The sequence below is a fragment of the Nostoc sp. genome (assembly GCF_036917375.1).
Taxonomy (GTDB): Bacteria; Cyanobacteriota; Cyanobacteriia; order Cyanobacteriales; family Nostocaceae; genus Nostoc.
The window spans coordinates 38,007-58,423 of the sequence record NZ_JBALDN010000046.1 but is presented as its reverse complement, the minus strand read 5'-3'; the positions used below and the strand labels follow the sequence as shown (position 1 = coordinate 58,423).

Sequence of the window (20,417 nt, the reverse complement as noted above, 5' to 3'; positions counted from 1 at the left end):
TGGGTACACTTATGGCTAATTCTCTACACGCTGTATTTCATGCGATCGCTAATGTCCAGAATGAGCAAGAGTTAAGACTCGCTCTCACGGATAAAATTAGCGAGCATTTTGGCGTGCAAAATTGGGGTATTTATCTCCTTGATGAGCAGCCAAGCACTGAGATTAATGTTCCAGGCATTCCGGCAGTATGCTTAGAGAGCAATCCAGTGGGGCGCTACGTGGTTGAGCGTCATGCTCCCGCCCACGAACAGTTATTATTATCGCCAGGAGACTGGAAGCATTTTTGTTCGCGTTCCGACCACGAACACGTGATGACCGGGCCAATTGTTTGCGATGGTCGTCTTGTCGGAACCCTTAACTTGGCACGTGACAAGGGAAATCCTGCCTTTAATGGCAACGATTTAGCTGACTTGAGCGCTTTATGCATTCATTTGTCATCAAAAATGGCAACCCTACGGACAAAACCCAAAATCTCCAATTCCCTTTTAGTGAGTCCTCTAACAGCGCGTGAGTTAGAAATTGCCGATTTGGTGGCGCAGGGATTAACGAATGCGGAAATCGGAGAAAAACTTTGGATTACGCAAAATTCCGTCAAACAAGCTTTAAAGAGGATGTTTCGGAAGTTGAAGGTTTCGGCGCGTGCAGAAATGGTGGCAAAATTACAAGATATACAAGTTTCTTGAAGGGGACAGGGGAAGGAGGCAGTGTTTCGACTACGCTCAACAACCAGGCAGGGGGCAGGTTTTTTGGGCTTTCTGCGTAGATTTGGGAATTAGAACTATCAGCCGGACATGATATTAAAACTTTAATTCTGGGTATAAAATCCAGTTTTAAAACAAGAATTGTATTGAGTAGAGTGTAGCGAGATACAATTCTTCTTACTTTAATCTCACGCTTTTAAACCTGTGTTATTCCTGCCTCCTGCCTCACTTCGACTACGCTCAGTGACCACCTGCCCTCTGCCCCCTGCCCCCTGCCTTCTGTTATAAAGACTCTAACTGATGGTAATCTAAGATTGTAGAACCAAATCCAATAAAAACTTTTGTTTTTGACAGTTTTCTTTTTGGGACAACAGTAATATAAATCGTGGATAAAGTCTTTAACAATTAAGACTTGGTGATGATTTAAGTAAGTTCTAGAGAACTTAGTTAGTTTTTTAACAGGAGAAGTAGGGTGCTTAACAACCTTCATCAGTTATTATCTCCCCGAAAGTGGGGAATTCCCCTCGCGGGCTTAGGCTTACTTCTCGGTTTGGGCTTTCTAGCCAAGCAAACTCAAGTAACATCATTTACAGATTCTCGATTATCATCGGCTCGGATTCACAAAACCTCCGAAAACTCTCTTTTGTCGCAGCTGAGAAAAGTTCGAGAGCAAAGAAGTCAACTTAATGCGGCTTCTGGAGGCGGAAACACAGCACCTATAATCACAGCACTGGTTCCAGGCGATCAGGCAACTACAAAAAGCGCAAGAGTTTTACCAAAAGCAAATTTTCCTGTAAAAGATGGGATTTACCTTTATGGTCAATCCCCAAAACCCAACCAGCTTGGTCAAGGTTATATCATATTTCAAAAGCAGCAGGACAAGGTAAGGGGTGCGCTGTATATGCCCCAATCAGAGTTAAATTGCTTTCAGGGTACAATCAACCCATCAGGAGAGTTGGCGATGACGGTTAATACTTCGTCAAATGAAGCCAGTTCTGAACAATCGAATCAAGTAGCTACAAGCAATAGACTGCCCAAGGTTGGTGAGGATGAGTCAAATTCTTATGCTTACTCCCTGGCTCTGCAAGACTTTTATCGGTTAAATTCGATCGCAGCGAGCGATCGCCGCACGTTGCAAATGTGCAATTAATCTTCAATAGACCTCTTGCAAAAGTTCCTTTGCAAGAGGGGGGAAAGGGAAAAGGTTAAAGGGAAAAGGGTTTTTATGAGCCGCTTTCCCCTTTAACCCTTACCCTTTTCCCCACTTCTGCAAGAAGTCTAATATCTTGATTATGTCCTTTTGGACTAGACACACTCAAGCAGCCCTGAGTGTGTTATTAAGCAATTATCAGTAGTTTTCTAGGGCTTTGTGCCACCCGTTAAAATCGCTGACCTGTTGTAACTTCAAATCTAAGTTCTCCTCGATCGCTAATTCCTAAATCACCTCGAATCAGCCCAAAGGATGACTTGACGCGCAATCCTAAGCCGTAACCAAAGCCACTTCCGGGTTTATCTCGTAGCACTCCTGGTTCTCCTAGCACGGTTTCGCTAGACCCGAAATCTGAAGCGAAGTCAGTAAAAACAACTCCTCCAATTGAGTAAGAAATTGGGAAACGATATTCCACAGAAGCTAAACCATAACTCCGACCACTGGCAACTTTTCCATAACCGTAACCTCTGACAGAATTTAGTCCACCAATATTAAAAGCATCAGCTGGTGGAAAGTCTCCAAGAATCGTGCCAATTTGGAAATTAATCGCCAACATTTCTGGATTGTCAGTGGGTCTACCATTACCGATCCAACTGACTGGTAAATACTGAATATAATCTCCCCGTAGGCGGTTGCTAGAAATATTACCCAATCCAATCGGAATTGCTTGTTCTGTGCTGAGAGTGAGAATCGATCCTTGAGTCGGATTTTCTCGGCGATCGCGTTGATCTTTAGATATAGAAAATAATACTGTATATAAGTCATCAATGCCAGTACCGCTAAGAGATAAAGGACTCCCTAATCTATCGACCTGTGCAACGTTATAGTCGCGATCGCGTAGGCTAATTCTGGTATAGTTCAAACTTATAGCTGCATCCCACCGATCAAAAGATTTTAAAACTCCCACAGAACCGCCAAATCTTCCCTCGCGTACTTTGTCACCGTTAGACAATCTGATATCGTCGTTGAAAGTTCCCGATGTATTACGAGTACGAAAAGCTCTGATGCTGTAGCCTAAGCGGTTTGGTTCTTGAGGACGATAACGACTAATGAACTGACCATTAAATTGGACATCTTTACCACTGATTTGCACAATTGTATCTAATTTATCGTTAAGACCGCTGATATTTTCATCTTTATAACCCACTCGACCATATAATCCAACATCGTCGTTGTTACCGCCTCCTAAAATTAGAGAAGGGAAGTTACGCTCTTTGATTTCATAAACGAGATTAACGCTATTGGCATCTTCTTGTCGATAAACATTGACTTCATTAAATGATTCTAATCTTCGCAATCGTTGCAAGTCTGCTGCTAGTAAATCTTCACGAAATACGTCACCAGGTTTGAGTTTCAGCAGACCAATGATAAAATCTTTTTGAGTACGTCCTTTGATTGGCTGACCTTTGTCATCGAGCAATTGATCTTTGTTATTAACAAAACGAATTTGGATGTCTTTAACAACTCTTTGAGAAAACTCGGTAGACTGGTTATTTAGTGGAGTTAATCCGATATAGTCACCATATTTTGCATATCCTCCTTCTATCTGCAATGTAGGTTTGGTTGTCACAATACTACTAGTGCCATCTTCAGTAGAAGATTGCGAGTCTGCAACGGCCTCTAGATTTTCTCCAGCTATTAAGATGACTGCGATCGCAACTACAGCTATTTGAATATACATAAATAAAGCTTTGTCATTACCCACATTTTGGCAACAGTTAAATATTTGATCAGTAATCAAGCGGACATGAGATCAAAGCTTTCTTTCTTCAGTAACTAATGTCAAACTAACCCATTCACCTTTCTCGTTGTAGCTGCGAATCATCCGTTGGCGCAGGTTTGGCTGGATTAACCAACCCGCTTCGATAAAAAATGGTTGGCGTAACTGCACTTTGACAGGTGATGTTGCAGAAGCGCCATTTGGCAAAAATAATACTTGTACCTGCTTTTCTGGGTTTTGATCAAAGAGAACAATCGGGCCTTTGATGGTAGCAGTTGAGGTAATAGTGCGTTCTGCAAAAGAGGTACTTTGAATTAATCGGCCAGCATCATCAAGTTGTAATTTGAAGGTTGTAGAGTAAGTATCAGGCGATCGCAAATCTGGATATATTGTCACTGCTTGACCTTGCCATTCTCCCAATAAATCATTTATCTGTAAAGTTGGACGTTCATCTGCTGGGGTTCCAGCGAGATGTTCTCGAATTAAAATTAATTCCTTTAGCTGACCAGTATTATCAAACAGTTGTACCAGACGCAAGCGGCGATTTTCATGAACAAAAGCGAGTTCTCCACCAAATTCGGAAAATGGCCCTAGCTGAATTAAACCTTCAGAAAATGAACCATTTTCAAAAAACAGCAGACCCCCTCCCACAGAATTAAATTCTCTGATTATATCTTGTCCCGAACGGCTCAAAGTTAAGCGCACTTTCTGGCTATTGTTCAAATGTTCTAAGGAAAGACGACTAGGAGTATCGTTCAAAAGTGTTCCTTGGGGAGAAAAATTAGTGAATGAACCTTCCCAAACACCGAGATTCTGCAAAAAACATTCCCATTGTGATTTCATAGTGATTTTGTCATTTGTCAATGACTATCCTTTAGCAAAACGTCGGACAGCAAATAAGCTCCCCATTAATCCTACACCTGCACCGAAACTCAAAAGAATCAGAGGCAATAATAAAATTTCTGCTGGAGTGAGTTGAACTCTGTTGGTGATGACTTGGATAAACTCAGGTTGATTGACTAGCAACTTACCGAGAAACTGTTGAATTACAGAAATGAAACTCCAAGCGATCGCACCACCGACCAAACCAAAGGCAATTCCTTGTAAAATAAACGGGAGGTAAATCCAAGCAGAGGTCGCTCCCACTAGCTGCATAATTTCAATTTCTTGGCGACGCGCCATGACAATCAGCCTAATTGTGGTGGTAGTCACTGCGATCGCTGTTAAAGTCAGAATCATCGTAATTGTTAAAGTAATCCAGTTCAGACCCCGGTGCAACTGGGCAATGCGTTTAACGGCTTCATCGACATACTGCACCGTTTCAACTCCTCGTAATTTAGCCAACTGTGTTGCTAAGGTTGGTACAACTTGAGAATTACGCGCTTTTACCTTCATCTCATCAACCAGAGGATTCTCACCTAGCTGCTGAGTAGCACCCTCAATATCAGAAATTCTCATTTCCTTAACTAACTTAGTCCAAGCTTCTTGTTTGGTAATGGTTTTTATCGCCGCCACCTCTGGCATTTTGGCGATTAGTGGCTCAATACTTTCGATTTGCGTATCTGGTTCGAGATAAACTGAGACTTCTAGCTGGCTACCAAACTGATAGAGGAGTTTTTCAACTTGCCAAGAGGTTTGCAAACTCAAGCCGAATAAAAACAGTAACACCGTCACAGTACTGACAGCAGCCCAATTCATCCAACCTCCCCGCAATAAACCGAGGAAAGTTTCTTTCAGCAGATAATCAAGTTTCGTGAAAGATTTAAACACACATCACCTCAAAATTTGAACTTAACGCCAAAGCAATAAGTTCAGCTTTTGCGTTTTTGCGTCAATAACACCACTATTTATAGTCAATGGTGCAAAGTTTGCCAATATATCAGCTTTTATCTATTGCTACTTCCTTCTTCTGTCCCAATACTTTTCGGTTAAGGGGGAAAGGGGAAAGGGAAAGGGTTTGAATTTACCTTTCCCCCTTTGCCCTTTAACCTTTTCCCAGACCAAAAGAGAGATTGTTAGGCTTATCCGAAAAGTATTGTCTTCTGTCCTCCTGCTGCCTTGACCATTTACTCGCCACGCTATTTGCCACAGATATACTTACTATTGCCTCTAACAGTTATTGATAATAATTGGCTAGCTGTTCTAGTTTCTCAGCAATTCTACGGTTCTTTAAACTGACCTCCAAAAAGTGGAAAAATAGTTTGGTATTTCTACTATGTTTTTCTCTGAATATCGTAGTAATTTGATAGGGAGAAACAGATTGATGGAAGGAAAGTTGAATCATGAACTTATTAAATAAAGCCAATTTGGACAATAGCTTCTTAAACCAGATCCGCTATCAGCTTGAGTCCGTAGAAATACATAATTCTAAGCTAGCCAGACTATTGTGCAAAATAATTCCTTCCAATTGCCCTTTTGCAAGAACTGTTAAAGTTTTCGGTCGGACTCTGTTTCAGATTCCACCTTTATGTAAATTGAATCCTCTTTACGAACAGATAGTTGGTCTTCGTTTTAAGTGTTTATTATATTTAGTTAATGAATGTGGTGAGGATGCCAGAAAATATTGCTAAATATAGGTTTCCATCAATAAAAAATTGATTGGAGAAATCTTTGTTACTAAGAAAAATTGTATAGAGATCCTAGTTGTAATCAGGTGTGAATCAGAAATAGACTGGTGAACGACTTACAATCGATTTCATATTCGGTGAGGCTCAAAAGCTTTAAAAGTACTGTTTAATGACGACAGCCTCGATAAAAAGATCGCTCCAAGTATGATGCAACGCGACTTCACAAGAATTATTTTGGAGATTGGTACTACGTCTCAGGGGATATTTAAAAAGTATTATTGCTAACAATACAACCTCGGAGACATAACCCCCTAGCAAACCTTCCTGACAATAAAATAAGGTTTTCACAGCCTCTCACTCTTAGCATCAGCCTGCCGTTAGGCAAGCAAAAAGAGGAATGGCATCTGGGTTTTTGGTATACTCCAGGACTTTTTAAACATCCTCTAACTGAGATTGATAGAATGAAAATAGTAGGAATTTTCACCATCTAGCCATCGAGACTCATGCCCTCTGAAATTGCTGTCGAGAAAAAAAAGTTAAAAAATCCACCTTTGGAACTTCATTATTTAGGCGATCGCGTGCTGCGTCAAGCTGCAAAGCGGATTTCTAAAGTTGATGACGAACTTCGCCAAATAGTGCGCGAAATGCTGCAAACTATGTACAGCAAAGATGGCATTGGTTTGGCTGCACCCCAAGTGGGAATTCACAAACAACTAGTTGTCATCGACCTGGAACCAGAGAACGCAGCTAATCAGCCTTTGGTGTTGATTAACCCCACTATTAAACAAGTCAGCCGCGACCTCTCTGTTGCCCAAGAAGGATGCTTGAGTATTCCCAACGTATATTTAGACGTAAAGCGCCCCGAAGTCGTAGAAATTGCCTATAAAGACGAATACGGTCGTCCCCGGACATTAAAGGCTAATGACCTCTTGGGCCGCTGCATTCAGCACGAGATGGATCACCTTAACGGCGTGGTATTCGTAGACCGTGTAGAAAACTCCTTGACTTTAGCCCAGGAGCTATCTAAGAATGGCTTCTCGTATCAAGCGGTGAAACCAATAGCATAGGGGGGCAGTAGTGTATTTAACTCCAAAAAGCAGTTTATTTCTGGGCGGTTCTTGTGTAAGTGCGATCGCCGCCGTCGGTTCGATTTTTGAACTCGGTTACGGACAACCAGATTTTGGTTTTACAGCCACGGCAATTATCCTGGTATTAAGCATTCCACTTACAGGATTATTTTTCTTTGCCGCAGTTAAGGACGCAAGGGCTAACATGAAATAAGCATCAGGTACATAAAAAAGGTAAAAGGATGAAGGAAAAAGGCAAAATTCATTCTTTTACCTTTTATTTTTGCTCTCCATCTTCCACTGCCCCTAAAGCTTTGAGCGTTACTAACTGCGCTGCGGTTAATCCTGTAACCCCGGTGATATTCATTTTTTCGTAGGGTCGTGGCGATCGCAGTGTTCTTACACACTCACCCGTCGATACATCCCAAAGCTTGATTGTCTCATCTTGGCTACCACTAATTAGGGTTTGCCCATCGGGAGTAAAGGCAACTGACTTTACCCAATTAGCCCCCTGCAAGGTTTTCAGGCACTTGCCATTATAGACATCCCATAATTTTATTGTTTGGTCTTCACTGGCACTAGCTAAAATTTGACCATCGGGACTAAAGGCAACTGACCAGATTCGATTAGTATGTTCTTGCAAGGTTGTGAAGCACTTGCCCATGAAAACATCCCATAACTTCACTGTTTGGTCATCACTGCCACTAGCTAAAGTCTGACCATCTGGGCTGAAAGTAACCGATCTGATCCGATTGCTATGCCCCTCTAAAATATGGAGACATTTCCCCGTATAAATATCCCATAACCTCACTCTTTGGTTTTCACTGCCACTAGCTAAAGTTTGACCATCGGGACTAAAGGCAACCGATCTTACCCAACTGGTATACCCTTTCAAGGTCTGGAGACATTTGCCGGTGTAGATATCCCATAATTTCACCGTTTGGTCGTCACTGCCGCTAGCTAAAATTTGACTACTTGGACTAAAAGCAACCGATCTAATTCGATTGGTATGTTCTTGCAATTTTTTCAAGCATTGTCCCGTCTGAACATCCCATAATTTAATTGTTTGCTTTTCACTGCCGCTAGCTAAAATTTGACCATCAGGACTGAAGGCAATTGACCGTACCCAACTATTATGCCCTTCCATAATTTTGAGGAATTTATCGTTACGGACATCCCATAATTTCACTGTTTGTTTTTCACTGCCGCTAGCTAAAATTTGACCATCGGGACTAAAGGCAACTGACCTTACCCGATTGCTATGCCCTTGCAACGTTGTTAAAGACTTCCCGTCCTGGACATTCCATAACTTCACTGTTTGGTTTTCACTACCACTAGCTAAAGTTTGACCATCGGGACTGAAAGCAACTGACCTTACCCGATTGGTATGCCCCTGGAAGGTTTTCAGACATTTACCATCATTAATATCCCATAATTTCACCGTTTGGTCGTCGCCACCGCTAGCTAAAGTTTGACCATCGGGACTAAAGGCAACCGACCAGACGCGATTGTTATGTCCCTGCAAGGTTTTCAGGCATTTACCATCACGAAGATCCCATAATTTCACCGTTTGGTCGTCACTGCCAGTAGCTAAAATTTCACCATCAGGACTAAAAGCAACTGACCTTACCCAACTGCTATGTCCCTGCAAAATTTTCAGGCATTTACCATCACGAACATCCCATAACTTCACTGTTTGCTTTTCACTGCAACTAGCTAAAGTTTCACCATCGGGACTAAAGGCAACTGACATAATTCGATTGGTATTTTCCTGCAAAGTTATCAGACATTTGCCGATGTGGACATTCCATAACTTCACTGTTTGGTCTTCACTGCCACTAGCTAAAGTTTGACCATCGGGACTAAAGGCAACCGATCTTACCCAATTGCGATGTCCGTGCAAGGTTTTCAGGCATTTACCGTCACGAACATCCCATAATTTCACTGTTTGGTCATCACTGCCACTAGCCAAAGTTTGACCATCGGGACTGAAAGCAACTGATTTTACCCAACTGCTATGTCCAATACAGGTAAACAGTAGCTTTCCATCGTCAACTTGCCACAAGTAAGTTCTGCCATCAGCATCACCCGTAGCCAAAAGTTTTCCATTCGGGCTAAATGCGACTGACGAAATACTAACTAATGTTTCTGCAAAAACGCATTTAGCTAAATCGCTATTGGCAAAATTTACCCGATGCAAATTCACACTTTGTAAATATGCTTGCCAAATAGTCAGATTTGAAAAGTCATAGCCGCTAAAATCAATTTGTAGTTGACAAAGAATATTTAATAGATTTCCACCTGCATATCCTGCTGTTTGGGGAGTTTGTTGCAGGGACAATAAAATTTGATATAGATGATGTTCAATATTTTTAGCATATCTAAAAATAGTTAATAATCGATCTATTATTGGTTTAATAATCAGGGCAATCTGAGTGTTTCTAATATAATCTTTGGCCGTTGCTTCCATTAAAGCATGGCTGATAAATAGTCTAATATTACGAGTGCTAATTTCGTCATAAACCTGTTCAATCAGTTGGTCGGTGATGTATTCCATGACCACAGATTGGAGGGTGAAAAGTGCTGTTCTTTGTTCAATTAGCGATCGCCTCCGTAGAGATTCTAGCGCTTCCATCACTTCCCTTTTGGTCAAGGGACGCACAATATCATTGAGCAATTCGTCTAGAGAAACTAACTCGCGCTTGATTGCTAGCCAATAAATTATTTCTTTTTCGATCTCTGACAACCGCTCAAATTGCTGGTCTAGTAAATTTCGGGTGTCGCCAAAAATTATCTCTCCTTCAGCTAGAAAAGCAGCGATATCACCACCAAATAACTCCCGAATTGGTTCAGAAACTAGCTTTAACGCCAAAGGATTGCCGGAATACTTCTCAACTAGCTTGGCCCATTCCTGTTGTGAGCCAAATAACCCTTTATCTTGGAGAATTTCTTGCCCTTCTGTTTCTCCTAAGCCAATTAACGATAATGTTCTGACTGGCGATGCTTCTCCCTCTAAAGGAGCAAATTCTTTTGGTTTTTCACGAGATGTCAGCACCAAACAGCTTTGATGCGGTTCTTCCCCTACCCGACTAAGTAATTGACCATAATCTTCATATTCTTGTTTATATTGTCCGGCGCGATCGCCTGATTGTAAAATTGTCTCTGTATTATCAAATACCACAAGACAACGATGCTCTCGTAAATAATTAATCAGCAGCGTTACTCTAGCATCTACTGTTTCTGGCAAATCTGTTTCCTTGTCATCAGATAAAAATCTAATCAAGTTCTCTAACATCTCTGCAACGGGTGGCGCATTGCGGAGACTTCGCCAAATCAAGTACTCAAAATTTTCCTGAACTTCCTTTGCCAGTTTTACAGATAAAGCAGTTTTGCCGATTCCGCCCATTCCCAATATTGCCACTAGCTGGCAGTTATCCTTAATTAGCCACTGCGTTAACTGAGACAATTCTGCTATCCGTCCCCGAAAAAAGCAGACACCAGGCGCTTCACCCCAATCTTGGCGATTTTGGGTAATGGATTTTTCATTGTGTGAAGACGCTTGATACTCAGATTCTATAACTTGCTGTAACTTAGTGAGCTTACCTGGGCCGCTACCAGTAACATTAAATTTCTTGTAAACTTCGCTCAATCTTTTGCGTACTGCTTCGGCACTGATTGCCAATTTTTTCGCGATCGCATTTGGCGATTGTCCCTGAACAGCATATAAAAATACTTCTATCTCGCTGCTAGACAAGCACCGTTTTTCGGCTAAAGCCAAAAGAACGTTTTCGGGAATGACACTCATACTCACACACAGACACATTACAAACCAATGTTATCTCACATAGTGAGATAACATTACTGCCAATACGTTATCCCCTCAATATTTCGGGATAGACATTTGCTGCTCTTGCTGCTCTGAGAATGCTTTCTTGGGCTTTGTCGTTCTTTTTCTGACAGGGTGCGCGATCGCACGGATGAGTTTAGTGTACCTCACCTAAACAGTGCTGAGTGCTGAGTAACGAGTGCTGAGTTTAGGAGTTAGAAGTTAGGAGTTAAAAATTTATTATTCTCCCCCTGCTCCTCTGCCCCTCTGCTCCCCTGCCCCTCTGCTCCCAACGATAATACACCGACCTACTTAGTTTGTGCAACTGGCTGCACGCGCAAACCCTCTGTCTCATCAACCGTAGGAGTGGCAATCAGCGATTCATTTCCTGTCAGACCTGATGTAATTTCTATTTCAGTACCATAATCTCGCCCAACGGCAACTTTTTGATAATGCACTGTGTGGTCTTGGGTTACAGTTGCTACCTGCGTACCTCCGCCATTAACGACTAAAACACTATCTGGCACAACAAAAGGAGGATTGGTGCGGTTAATGGCAAATTTGACATTGGCATACATCCCAGGCCGCAGCGTCGCGTCCGAATTGTGTACTTCTAATTGTGTCAGCAAAGTGCGAGTAGTTGGATCTATGGCATTGCTAGTACGCACTACTTTACCCGTAAACACTCGTTGGGGTAACTCTCTAACTGTAATTTGTGCTGTTTGTCCAGTTTGAAGTGACTGTGATAAACTCTGGGGAACACTCACATTTACCTTTAGATTGTCATAAGCAGCAATAGTATAAAGGCTGCTATTGCTAGTGTTAGTGTTGCTGTTACTGGTGTTGCCATTACCTGCTGAAATTAAAACACCTGTATTGACATTACGTGCAGTAATCACTCCTGCAAAGGGAGCAGTGACTTTCTTATAAGACTGCAATACGGTATTACGCTGGAAGTTTGCTTGACTTGCGTAGGCGTTAGCTTGTGCTGCTTTGATGTTGGCAGAATCAGAATTAACAGTGTTTTGTGCTGCCTCAACGCTGGCAAGATTAGCTTGATATGTAGCATATTTTGTATCTGCATCTTGTTGAGGTACTGCACCTTGTTTGACAAGAACTTGCCAGCGCTCCCAACTCTGACGTGCTATCAAGAGATTAGCGCGGGCTTGTTTCAAATCAGAAATACTTTTAGCTAAATTAGCACGAGTTTGAGATACATTCGCTTGTGCTTGCACTAACTCTGCCTTCGCTTGCAGAACTTGCTGATCGGTGTCTGGCGAATCAATCTCCGCCAACAACTGACCGGCTCGGACGCGATCGCCAATATCTGCGTACCACCGCCGTAAATACCCAGTACTGCGAGCGTAGATGGTCGTTTGATTCTGGGCTACAACACTACCAGGTAGTTCCACTTTGGTAGCACCAGTAGCGCGACGGGGAGTGATTACATTGACTGAGGGTACAGTGCTTGCTTCTTTGACTGCTGCTTGTAATTCTGACTTTTGGCTTAACCGGGGCAGAATGCCTATTGCCAGTAAGCTACCAAAAAAAACAGCACCAATTACAGCCCAACCAATTCCACCGATGCCGCGTTTTTGTTTTCTAGAAGTCGTTTGTTGTTCAGAATCAGGAGATGGACGATGTTGAGAATCCATAGGTAAACTGTCCTGTATTATCTTAATTTGCAGAAATCTAGCAGCTAGAGTCATTACCATTATTTGACTTCTTGCAGAAGTTCCATTCGTCGGGTAAGGGGTAAAGGGGAAAGCAGCTTAGAGGATGTTTTAAAAGTGGTTGGCTGTAATTTTAGGCACTTGTTGATCCCCCCAACCCCCCTTAAAAAGGGGGGCAAACTTTCTCAAAGTCCCCCTTTTTAAGGGGGATTTAGGGGGATCTAAAACGTTTTTATACCGACCATAGGACGTTTAAAACATCTTCTTAGAAAAAACTCTTTTCCTTTAACCTTTTCCCTTTCCCCTACGGTGTACACACAAGTTTCTGACTTGCACCTTTGTTGCATCGACTTGCAAAAATTAATCTACCCTACGTTACGTAGTAACTTTAAAAGATTTATGTGTACACCGTAGCTCCTAAAATATGTCTAAGACTTGCCTTGAGATGATGACAACGAGTAGGCTGTCTTTGAATCGGAGAAATTTAAATCATCATCATCTTCATCAATAGGACGAGGTTGTTGACGCCGCATAATGCTGTATACAACAGGTACAAAGATCAGAGTCGCGACTGTTGCAGCTGACAAACCGCCAATTACAGCGCGACCCAAGGGCGCATTCTGTTCACCACCTTCACCAAGACCAAGAGACATTGGCACCATCCCAATCAGCATGGCTAAGGCAGTCATCAACACCGGACGCAACCTTGTGTAGCCTGCCGCTAGGGCTGCTTTATAGGCATTTTCCCCTTCTACACGTTGCTCATTCGCAAAAGTAATCATGAGAATACTGTTCGATGTTGCTACACCTATACTCATAATTGCACCCATTAACGAAGGGACGCTCAGGGTGGTACGGGTGACAAACAGCATCCAAACGATCCCTGCTAAGGCACTTGGCAACGCCATCATAATAATCAGGGGATCGAGCCAAGATTGGAAGTTCACCACCATTAAGCAGTAAACCAACACAATTGCAAACACAAGTCCTAAACCAAGTCCCAGAAAGGAAGAGTTCATCGTTTGCACTTGCCCACGGATATTAATCTGACTTCCCTTAGGCAATTTTTTCTGATAATCAGCGATGATTCGATTCACATCGCTGGCCACTCCCCCCAGGTCGCGACCAGAGGCGTTAGCGTAGATATCGAAAACTGGCTGAATGTTGTAGTGATTCACAACTTGCATCACTGTGTCGCGTTTGACACTAGCCAAATTACCTAAAAGTTGGGGTGCAGTTTGACCGTTGCCAACTGGCGTATTTTTCAGGCTGTCAATAGAATCAATTTTATACTGAGGAACTTGTACAGCCAGGGTGTAACTCACGCCTTTTTTGGGATCGAGCCATTGGTTGATTGCAGCTTGACCGCTTGAACTTAAGGAAGTGAGGACGCTATTAGCAACATCACGCTGGGTCATACCCAATTGTTGAGCCTCGGTGCGATCGACATCAAGACGTAATTTGGGAGCATCGACAACTTGCTGGAGATGTACATCTACAGCCCCAGGAATGCGTGTCATTCGGGCGGCGATTTGTTGGGCAATTTCAAAGTTGGCTTTTGAGTTTTTCAGAGGGCCAGATATTTGCACGTCAACAGCAGCAGGCAAACCGAAATTGAGAATTTGAGTCACAATATCAGCTGGCTCAAAAAAGAAGGTGTAGCTGGGAAATGTCGCTTTCAATTTCTGGCGGAGTTCCTTGATGTAAGAAAAAGTTTCACCAGATTCTTTTAAGGACACAAGAATATCAGCATCAGCCTGTCCAATTGTCGCGCCGTTGTAGCCATAAGTAAGGTTAATGCCACTGGTGGGTAAGCCGATGTTATCCAAAATCAGAGAGAGATTCTCTTTCGGTACAGTCTGGCGGATAACGCCTTCGACTTCGCTGACAATTCTTTCTGTCTCTTCCAAACGAGTACCAGGTAAGGCTCGAACATGGAGGCTAAACTGACCACCATCGACTTCCGGGAAAAAGTCTTGACCGACGAACGGCAACAAAACTCCGGCACTGACGATAAAAGCACCAAACAGCACAAAGACTATGCGGCGGTGACTTAATGCTGAGGTCAGGACGTTGTAGTACCAACTGCGAAATTTATCAAATTGTCGGTTAAACTTTTCGTGTAGCCGCCATATCCAATCTTTCTTCACAGATTTGGCAGTTGTCGTTGTTGCTTCTGACTTTTGGCGATCGCCGTGACCATTATTGTTTTGGACTGGCGAATCAGTGTGGCGATCGCGATTATCATGGATTTCGACTAATGAAGAATGGCTGTGGCGATCGCCGCGACCATTATTGTTTTGAACTGGTGAATCTATATAATGGCTGTTGTTACCGTTATTATTTTGAACTGGTGAATCTAGATGATGGTTGTTATTACCATTATGCTCCTCGTTTTCTCTATGCCAGTCTACTTCGGATGGTAAAAGATAACTTGCCATTGTCGGTACTACAGTCCGAGATAGCACATAAGAAGCAAGCATCCCAAATACTACCGCCATCGCTAGGGGGACAAATAGGTACTTTGCCACTCCACTGAGAAACACGACCGGCACAAAGACAATACAAATACATAATGTTGCTACAAGTGCTGGTGTGGCGATTTGCTGCGCCCCATCCAAGATTGCTCGCTTGATGGGTTTACCTTGTCCGAGATTTCGGTGGATATTTTCAATTTCTACGGTGGCATCATCTACGAGAATACCAACAGCTAAGGACAATCCACCTAAGGTCATGATGTTGAAAGTTTGTCCCAAGCGACTCATCACAATAATTGAAACTAGCATCGAGAGGGGAATCGATACGGCTACAATTACGGTGCTGCGCCAACTTCCCAAAAAAATCAAAATCATCAGCGCGGTGAGACAGGCTGCAATCAATCCTTCTTTGAGAACGCCTTGAATCGAAGCTTTCACAAATATAGATTGATCGAACAAAAACGCTAAATTCAGTTCTGGGGGCAAGGTGGATTGGATGCGAGGCAAAGTTTTTTTGACTCGCTCGATCACATCAATCGTTGAGGCGTTGCCACTCTTCAGGATACTAAGTAAGCTCGATCGCCTGCCATTCTGACGTACAATGTTCGATTGCACGCCAAAGCCATCTCTTACCTGGGCGACATCACGAATGGAAATGACAGTACCATTAACTTGCTTAATCGGCAAGTCATTGAGGGCTGCCACCACATCTGGACTATTGTTGATTTGTACGGCGAAGTCGCGATCGCCTATTTTCATATCCCCTGCTGGCAAAACCAGGTTTTGGGCACTGACAGCATTACTCACGTCTTGGGCAGAAATGCCATTAGCCAACATCGCTTGGGGATCGATATCAACCATAATTTGCCGAGGTTTACCACCATAGGGCAGAGGTACACTTGCTCCTTGCACTGTTGCTAATTGGGTGCGGACGAAGTTGGTAGCATAGTCGAAGAGTGCTTCTTCCGGCAAGGTTTTGCTACTGACACTCATTTGGATAATCGGCACGGAAGAAGCGTTGTATTGAATGATGAATGGCGGTGTAATCCCAGGTGGCAAAGGGCGGAGAATTGTTTGGCTGACGGAGGTAATTTGAGCAACTGCGGAGGCGATATTAGCGTTGGGTTGAAAGAAAACCTTTACAACGCTAACACCACTCAAAGATTGAGACTCAATGTGTTCGATGTCACCAACAGTTGTTGTCATAGCGCGTTCGCTAATGGTGACGATTCGCTGTGCCATTTCCTCAGATGTGGTTCCCGTGTAAGTCCAAACTACGCTGACAACCGGAATGTTAATTGCAGGAAAAATATCAACTGGTGTACCAAATATCGTCACTACACCCAGGATCGCAATCATCAAAGCGGCGATCGCAAATGTATACGGAAGACGTAAAGCAATTTTGACGATCCACATAGTTAGTTAGGATACTTCAAAAGTTTTTTGTGTTAAAGCTGTTCTACTCATTGCTAATTGCTCATTGCTAATTGCTCATTACTCAGCACTCCTTATTGAGGTTGGCGTTTGAGCTAATTGCAGTTGTTCTGTTTGGAGTTGCTCAACTAACCATTCAATTTCTGATTTGATGACTTCAACTGCCCGCTTTTGCACTTTCGCTTGGTATAAATCATCAGTAACTTCCAGTGCTTTTTTCTCTGCAAGGCGTAACTTACATGACGTTAATCGATGTTCAATTAACTGCACTCGTTCTTTGGGTAATAAATGGCTAAAGAAAAAAAATTTGATTAGAAATCGCGATCGCGCATTTACCCAGCTTTCATGAGGATATGCCAACATCTCTTGATACCAAGTGTTTTTGCCGAGGGGTGTAATCTCATATACCTTTGCACAATGTCCACCTTCTTCTCCTTGTTCTGCACATAAAATCACTTCACCTTGTTCTTCCATGCGCTTCAGCAGAGGATAAATCGCGCCATAGTTGACACAAATACTGCAACTCATAAACATCTCTAGTTGCTGTTTGAGTCGATAACCGTTTAATGGTTCTCGCTGTAATAGACCTAATACTGCCAACTTCAGCATTTTGATATATCAATCTGATATGTCGATCAACAATATCAAATTGAGCTTTTTTAGCCAAGTACCCAAGGTTCAATTGTCAGCATTCTCTGTCATGCCGCAGGATGCTAGCTGGATAAATTATCTGTGGGGTAGGAGCAAGTGAGACGCCATAGGTGTCAACTTAAGCTGGAAATAGCTTATCTGTTGGCTTCCATGCCCGCCCGTCAATAAATTTTCGGGCTAATAGCTTAAGTCTACTGAAGTAGACTGGAGATTTTTGGCAATCTTTTAGTCATCTGAAGATGATTTTAGCTATGAGACGGGAATTTCAATTTCCGGCAGACGAGCGGTTTCACGTTAAGTTGACACCAATGGTGAGACGCCCGCCTCACAATAGGTAGTTGAGTATTTTTTTTGAAAGTCCTTTAGTGCCAAAAGTGAGGATTCATTGGGGGATTTCAGCAGGATTTGTAGTATCTTATGCTATTTAAATAATTTTCTCTACAGTTTACCTTGACCTAAGTAACTAAGTTACCTTATAGTGAGTTTAACAGCAAAAACCACGGTATCTTAGTAAGGTTACGGGTGAATTAAAGAAACTTAGTGAGTAAAAGAGAAAGGCAAAGGCTGGAATTGCAAATTCTGAAAAAGGCAAGTATACAAATTGCCTGTAGGAATTTCAAGGGTTCAATGTGCGTAGTACGCCTTCTATGCAATTACGCGCATTGAGCGCCTAATTTTTGATATCCAGATTGCCCTGGAAATTCATCAAAGAGCTTAATTTTTCATAATCTGCAAATATCAAGACCACCTTTATTGGTATTCCCACTCCACTCAGGAGTAGGACTTTTGTGTACCTCGAATTGGTGGGAGCAAAGCTGTGGGAAATTCGCTGTTTATTTAGTGTGGTCAGGGGAGCGCGAACTGCTACCTAGATTCAACTTTCAAAACAGGAAAAAAACTATGAAACCCAGTCTCAAAGATAACGATAATCTGTTGTTCAGATGGTTTTGTATAGGACTCAAATATTTTCTGCTGGCACTGCTGGGCCTGGGAATAGCCTTTGTTGTGTCTCACACTTTTGGGGCAAAGGCGATAGTTGGGATGCTTTTATCGGCAAGTCTACGGTCATGGGTTGCCAAGATAGCGATTTTCCTAGTCTGTCTATTTGCGATCGCTATGATGTTCGAGTCTTGGGGTTAAAGCTCATAGTGACCATAAATAGCCTTTGGCTGAGTGAAGTCAGCTAAAGGCTTCGTAACTTTTTACTTGGAGATCGTATCATGTCTAACAACAACGGCTCTGGAGTAGAAACATTTTCGCCACTTTTAGTAATCTTAAAGGTGAGTTGCAGAATACAGCATACTTCAAGTTACTGAAGCACACAACGATTCATTTCAAAGCCAGGTATAAAGCCTGTTTTACTTCTGACTCCTGAATTCTGTTAGCGGATAGCTAGGGTTTAGCCCATTCTGAATTCTGCTGTAATTTCCTTCTAAAATAGAAGAATGCTGTCAACTCCCACTCAACTATTGCGACTGTCTCAAGGACAACTTAACTTACTAGAAGCTTGTCCGCGTAAATTTCAACATACCTATCTCGAAAAACTTAATTCTCCTTCAAATCCAGAACAAGAAGAACGGCTAACTTTGGGTAGTCGTTTTCACTTGCTAATGCAACAGCGAGAAATGGGTTTGCCGATTGATAGTTTTCTGGAAGCAGATGCTCAACTGCAAAGCTGGATGCTAGGTTTTGCTGATGCGGCTCCAGAAATTTTAACGCCTGCATCTGATAATCAAACTTTCCGTGAAAGCGAACACTACCGCACCTTGCAAGTTCAGGATTATTTGCTCACGGTTATCTATGATTTATTGATTGCAGATAACCAACAAGCGCAAATTCTCGACTGGAAAACTTATCCTAAACCACCCAATAAACGCAAGTTAGAATCAAACTGGCAAACACGGCTTTATCTATATGTATTGGCAGAAACTAGCGACTATTTGCCAGAAAAGATTTCCATGACTTATTGGTTTGTCCAATCTGAAGGCAAACCCCAAAATATTAAATTTAATTACAGTACTGCTCAACACGCACAAACAGGAAAGAAACTTAATCAACTATTAAGTCAGTTAACTAATTGGTTGGAAAATTACCAAAAGAACCAGCAGTTTCCCCAAGTGGTGGAGGGTAGCAAAACCTGTGATTATTGTCAGTTTGCCAAACGGTGCGATCGCATCCAATCTACTGAAGAAGCAGTGAAAGACTCATTGCCAAATTTTGACAGTATTCAAGAAGTCTCACTTTGATTTGATCCGCAGGATTGTGTTGCTAAAACAGATTCCTTATACCTGTAGACTGTTGCATAAAATCAAAAAGTAGTGTAAATTCCTTTTTCTAAATCTAAAGCATTTGCAAGCATTTTTATTAAAAGAGCTAGATTCGGTAAATACTCTTTTTTTCATTTATGAAAATAAATCACAACTTCTAAATTTATGTCAACTTTTGATGAAACTGAAGCAATTTATGTACGCGAATTAGGAATTGACGACATTGCTCTCGTTTACCACTTGGGAGAAGGGTTATTTACGAGCGATTTATATCCTTATTTATACCGTACCTGGGATGAATGGGAAGTGATTGGACTTTATAACACCGATCCAGAATACTGTCTTGTGGCTGAAATAGATGGGGAATTAGCAGGATTCGTTTTGGGAACTATCATCACCAAAGCATCCTGGACTTATGGATATATTTTATGGCTGGGAGTTAGTCCCAAATATCAGCGTCGGGGAGTTGCAGACAAGTTGGTTGATAAAGTCGTTGCCCGGATGATTGAAGATGGAGCGCGGTTTATGCTGGTAGATACTGACCCCACCAATACTTCAGCATTAAAGTTTTTTAATCGCAAAGGTTTTGGTAATATCCGCCAGCATATTTTTTTGTCGATGAATTTAAGCAAGCACGAATATTATGGCAGATTAATTGATTACGAACACCAAAAAGCTGAAAGAGCCGGTTACAAGCGATCGCGTCCAGCAATTCGTGCCCGTAAACCTGATAGTGTAGCGAATGAAGTCATTCTCAATCCTCTAGTAAATGAATCTCAAATAACTGAGGATCAATCCCCAATCTAAAAAAAGTTAGGAGTAGC

At 42.3% G+C, this 20,417-nt stretch carries 15 protein-coding genes; 8 read left to right on the top strand and 7 right to left on the bottom strand.

Going from position 1 to position 20,417, the window contains the following annotated elements:
* The first annotated feature begins 11 nt into the window (after positions 1–11).
* A complete protein-coding gene (locus V7K45_RS12185) occupies positions 12–683 on the top strand; it encodes a LuxR C-terminal-related transcriptional regulator (protein ID WP_335003675.1) in 672 nt (223 codons plus the stop codon).
* Positions 684–1,173: 490 nt separating this feature from the next.
* Positions 1,174–1,851 carry a hypothetical protein gene (locus V7K45_RS12180; RefSeq protein ID WP_335003673.1) on the top strand — a complete coding sequence of 226 codons (678 nt, stop codon included), beginning with the start codon at positions 1,174–1,176 and terminating at the stop codon, positions 1,849–1,851.
* 229 nt (positions 1,852–2,080) lie between these two features.
* Here V7K45_RS12180 and V7K45_RS12175 read toward each other — a convergent pair whose 3' ends face one another.
* From V7K45_RS12175 to V7K45_RS12165, 3 genes are all read right to left on the bottom strand, one after another.
* Complete coding sequence (locus tag V7K45_RS12175; RefSeq protein ID WP_335003671.1) at positions 2,081–3,592, bottom strand: BamA/TamA family outer membrane protein; 1,512 nt, start codon at positions 3,590–3,592, stop codon at positions 2,081–2,083.
* 72 nt (positions 3,593–3,664) lie between these two features.
* Positions 3,665–4,474, bottom strand: a complete 810-nt coding sequence (locus tag V7K45_RS12170; RefSeq protein WP_335003669.1) for a DUF3598 family protein — start codon at positions 4,472–4,474, stop codon at positions 3,665–3,667.
* Positions 4,475–4,498: 24 nt separating this feature from the next.
* Positions 4,499–5,401 carry a cell division protein FtsX gene (locus V7K45_RS12165; RefSeq protein ID WP_335003667.1) on the bottom strand — a complete coding sequence of 301 codons (903 nt, stop codon included), beginning with the start codon at positions 5,399–5,401 and terminating at the stop codon, positions 4,499–4,501.
* Positions 5,402–5,913: 512 nt separating this feature from the next.
* Here V7K45_RS12165 and V7K45_RS12160 point away from each other — a divergent pair.
* The 3 genes from V7K45_RS12160 to V7K45_RS12150 all read left to right on the top strand — a co-directional run bounded on the left by V7K45_RS12160 (position 5,914) and on the right by V7K45_RS12150 (position 7,479).
* The gene (locus tag V7K45_RS12160) at positions 5,914–6,201 is read left to right on the top strand and encodes a Mo-dependent nitrogenase C-terminal domain-containing protein (protein ID WP_335003665.1); all 288 of its coding nucleotides are present in this window, start codon (positions 5,914–5,916) and stop codon (positions 6,199–6,201) included.
* Between the two features lie 500 nt (positions 6,202–6,701).
* On the top strand, positions 6,702–7,265 hold the full coding sequence (gene def, locus V7K45_RS12155; protein WP_322668450.1) for a peptide deformylase: 564 nt from the start codon (positions 6,702–6,704) through the stop codon (positions 7,263–7,265).
* Positions 7,266–7,275: 10 nt separating this feature from the next.
* Positions 7,276–7,479, top strand: coding sequence for a hypothetical protein (locus tag V7K45_RS12150; protein ID WP_094351396.1), 204 nt, complete (start codon positions 7,276–7,278; stop codon positions 7,477–7,479).
* A gap of 63 nt (positions 7,480–7,542) precedes the next feature.
* Here V7K45_RS12150 and V7K45_RS12145 read toward each other — a convergent pair whose 3' ends face one another.
* The 4 genes from V7K45_RS12145 to V7K45_RS12130 all read right to left on the bottom strand — a co-directional run bounded on the left by V7K45_RS12145 (position 7,543) and on the right by V7K45_RS12130 (position 17,284).
* Entirely contained in the window at positions 7,543–11,070 is a 3,528-nt protein-coding gene (locus V7K45_RS12145; protein ID WP_335003662.1) for an NB-ARC domain-containing protein, read from the bottom strand.
* 329 nt (positions 11,071–11,399) lie between these two features.
* Positions 11,400–12,746: an efflux RND transporter periplasmic adaptor subunit gene (locus tag V7K45_RS12140; RefSeq protein ID WP_335003660.1), complete on the bottom strand. Its 1,347-nt coding sequence runs from the start codon at positions 12,744–12,746 to the stop codon at positions 11,400–11,402.
* Positions 12,747–13,192: 446 nt separating this feature from the next.
* Positions 13,193–16,657 carry an efflux RND transporter permease subunit gene (locus tag V7K45_RS12135; protein ID WP_335003658.1) on the bottom strand — a complete coding sequence of 1,155 codons (3,465 nt, stop codon included), beginning with the start codon at positions 16,655–16,657 and terminating at the stop codon, positions 13,193–13,195.
* Positions 16,658–16,735: 78 nt separating this feature from the next.
* Positions 16,736–17,284, bottom strand: coding sequence for a PadR family transcriptional regulator (locus V7K45_RS12130; RefSeq protein WP_335003656.1), 549 nt, complete (start codon positions 17,282–17,284; stop codon positions 16,736–16,738).
* A gap of 983 nt (positions 17,285–18,267) precedes the next feature.
* Here V7K45_RS12130 and V7K45_RS12125 point away from each other — a divergent pair.
* The 3 genes from V7K45_RS12125 to V7K45_RS12115 all read left to right on the top strand — a co-directional run bounded on the left by V7K45_RS12125 (position 18,268) and on the right by V7K45_RS12115 (position 20,400).
* Positions 18,268–18,513, top strand: coding sequence for a hypothetical protein (locus V7K45_RS12125; protein WP_335003654.1), 246 nt, complete (start codon positions 18,268–18,270; stop codon positions 18,511–18,513).
* A 258-nt stretch (positions 18,514–18,771) separates the two neighbouring features.
* Positions 18,772–19,572, top strand: a complete 801-nt coding sequence (locus tag V7K45_RS12120; protein ID WP_335003653.1) for a PD-(D/E)XK nuclease family protein — start codon at positions 18,772–18,774, stop codon at positions 19,570–19,572.
* Between the two features lie 186 nt (positions 19,573–19,758).
* Positions 19,759–20,400, top strand: a complete 642-nt coding sequence (locus V7K45_RS12115) for a GNAT family N-acetyltransferase (RefSeq protein ID WP_335003651.1) — start codon at positions 19,759–19,761, stop codon at positions 20,398–20,400.
* Positions 20,401–20,417: the final 17 nt, after the last annotated feature.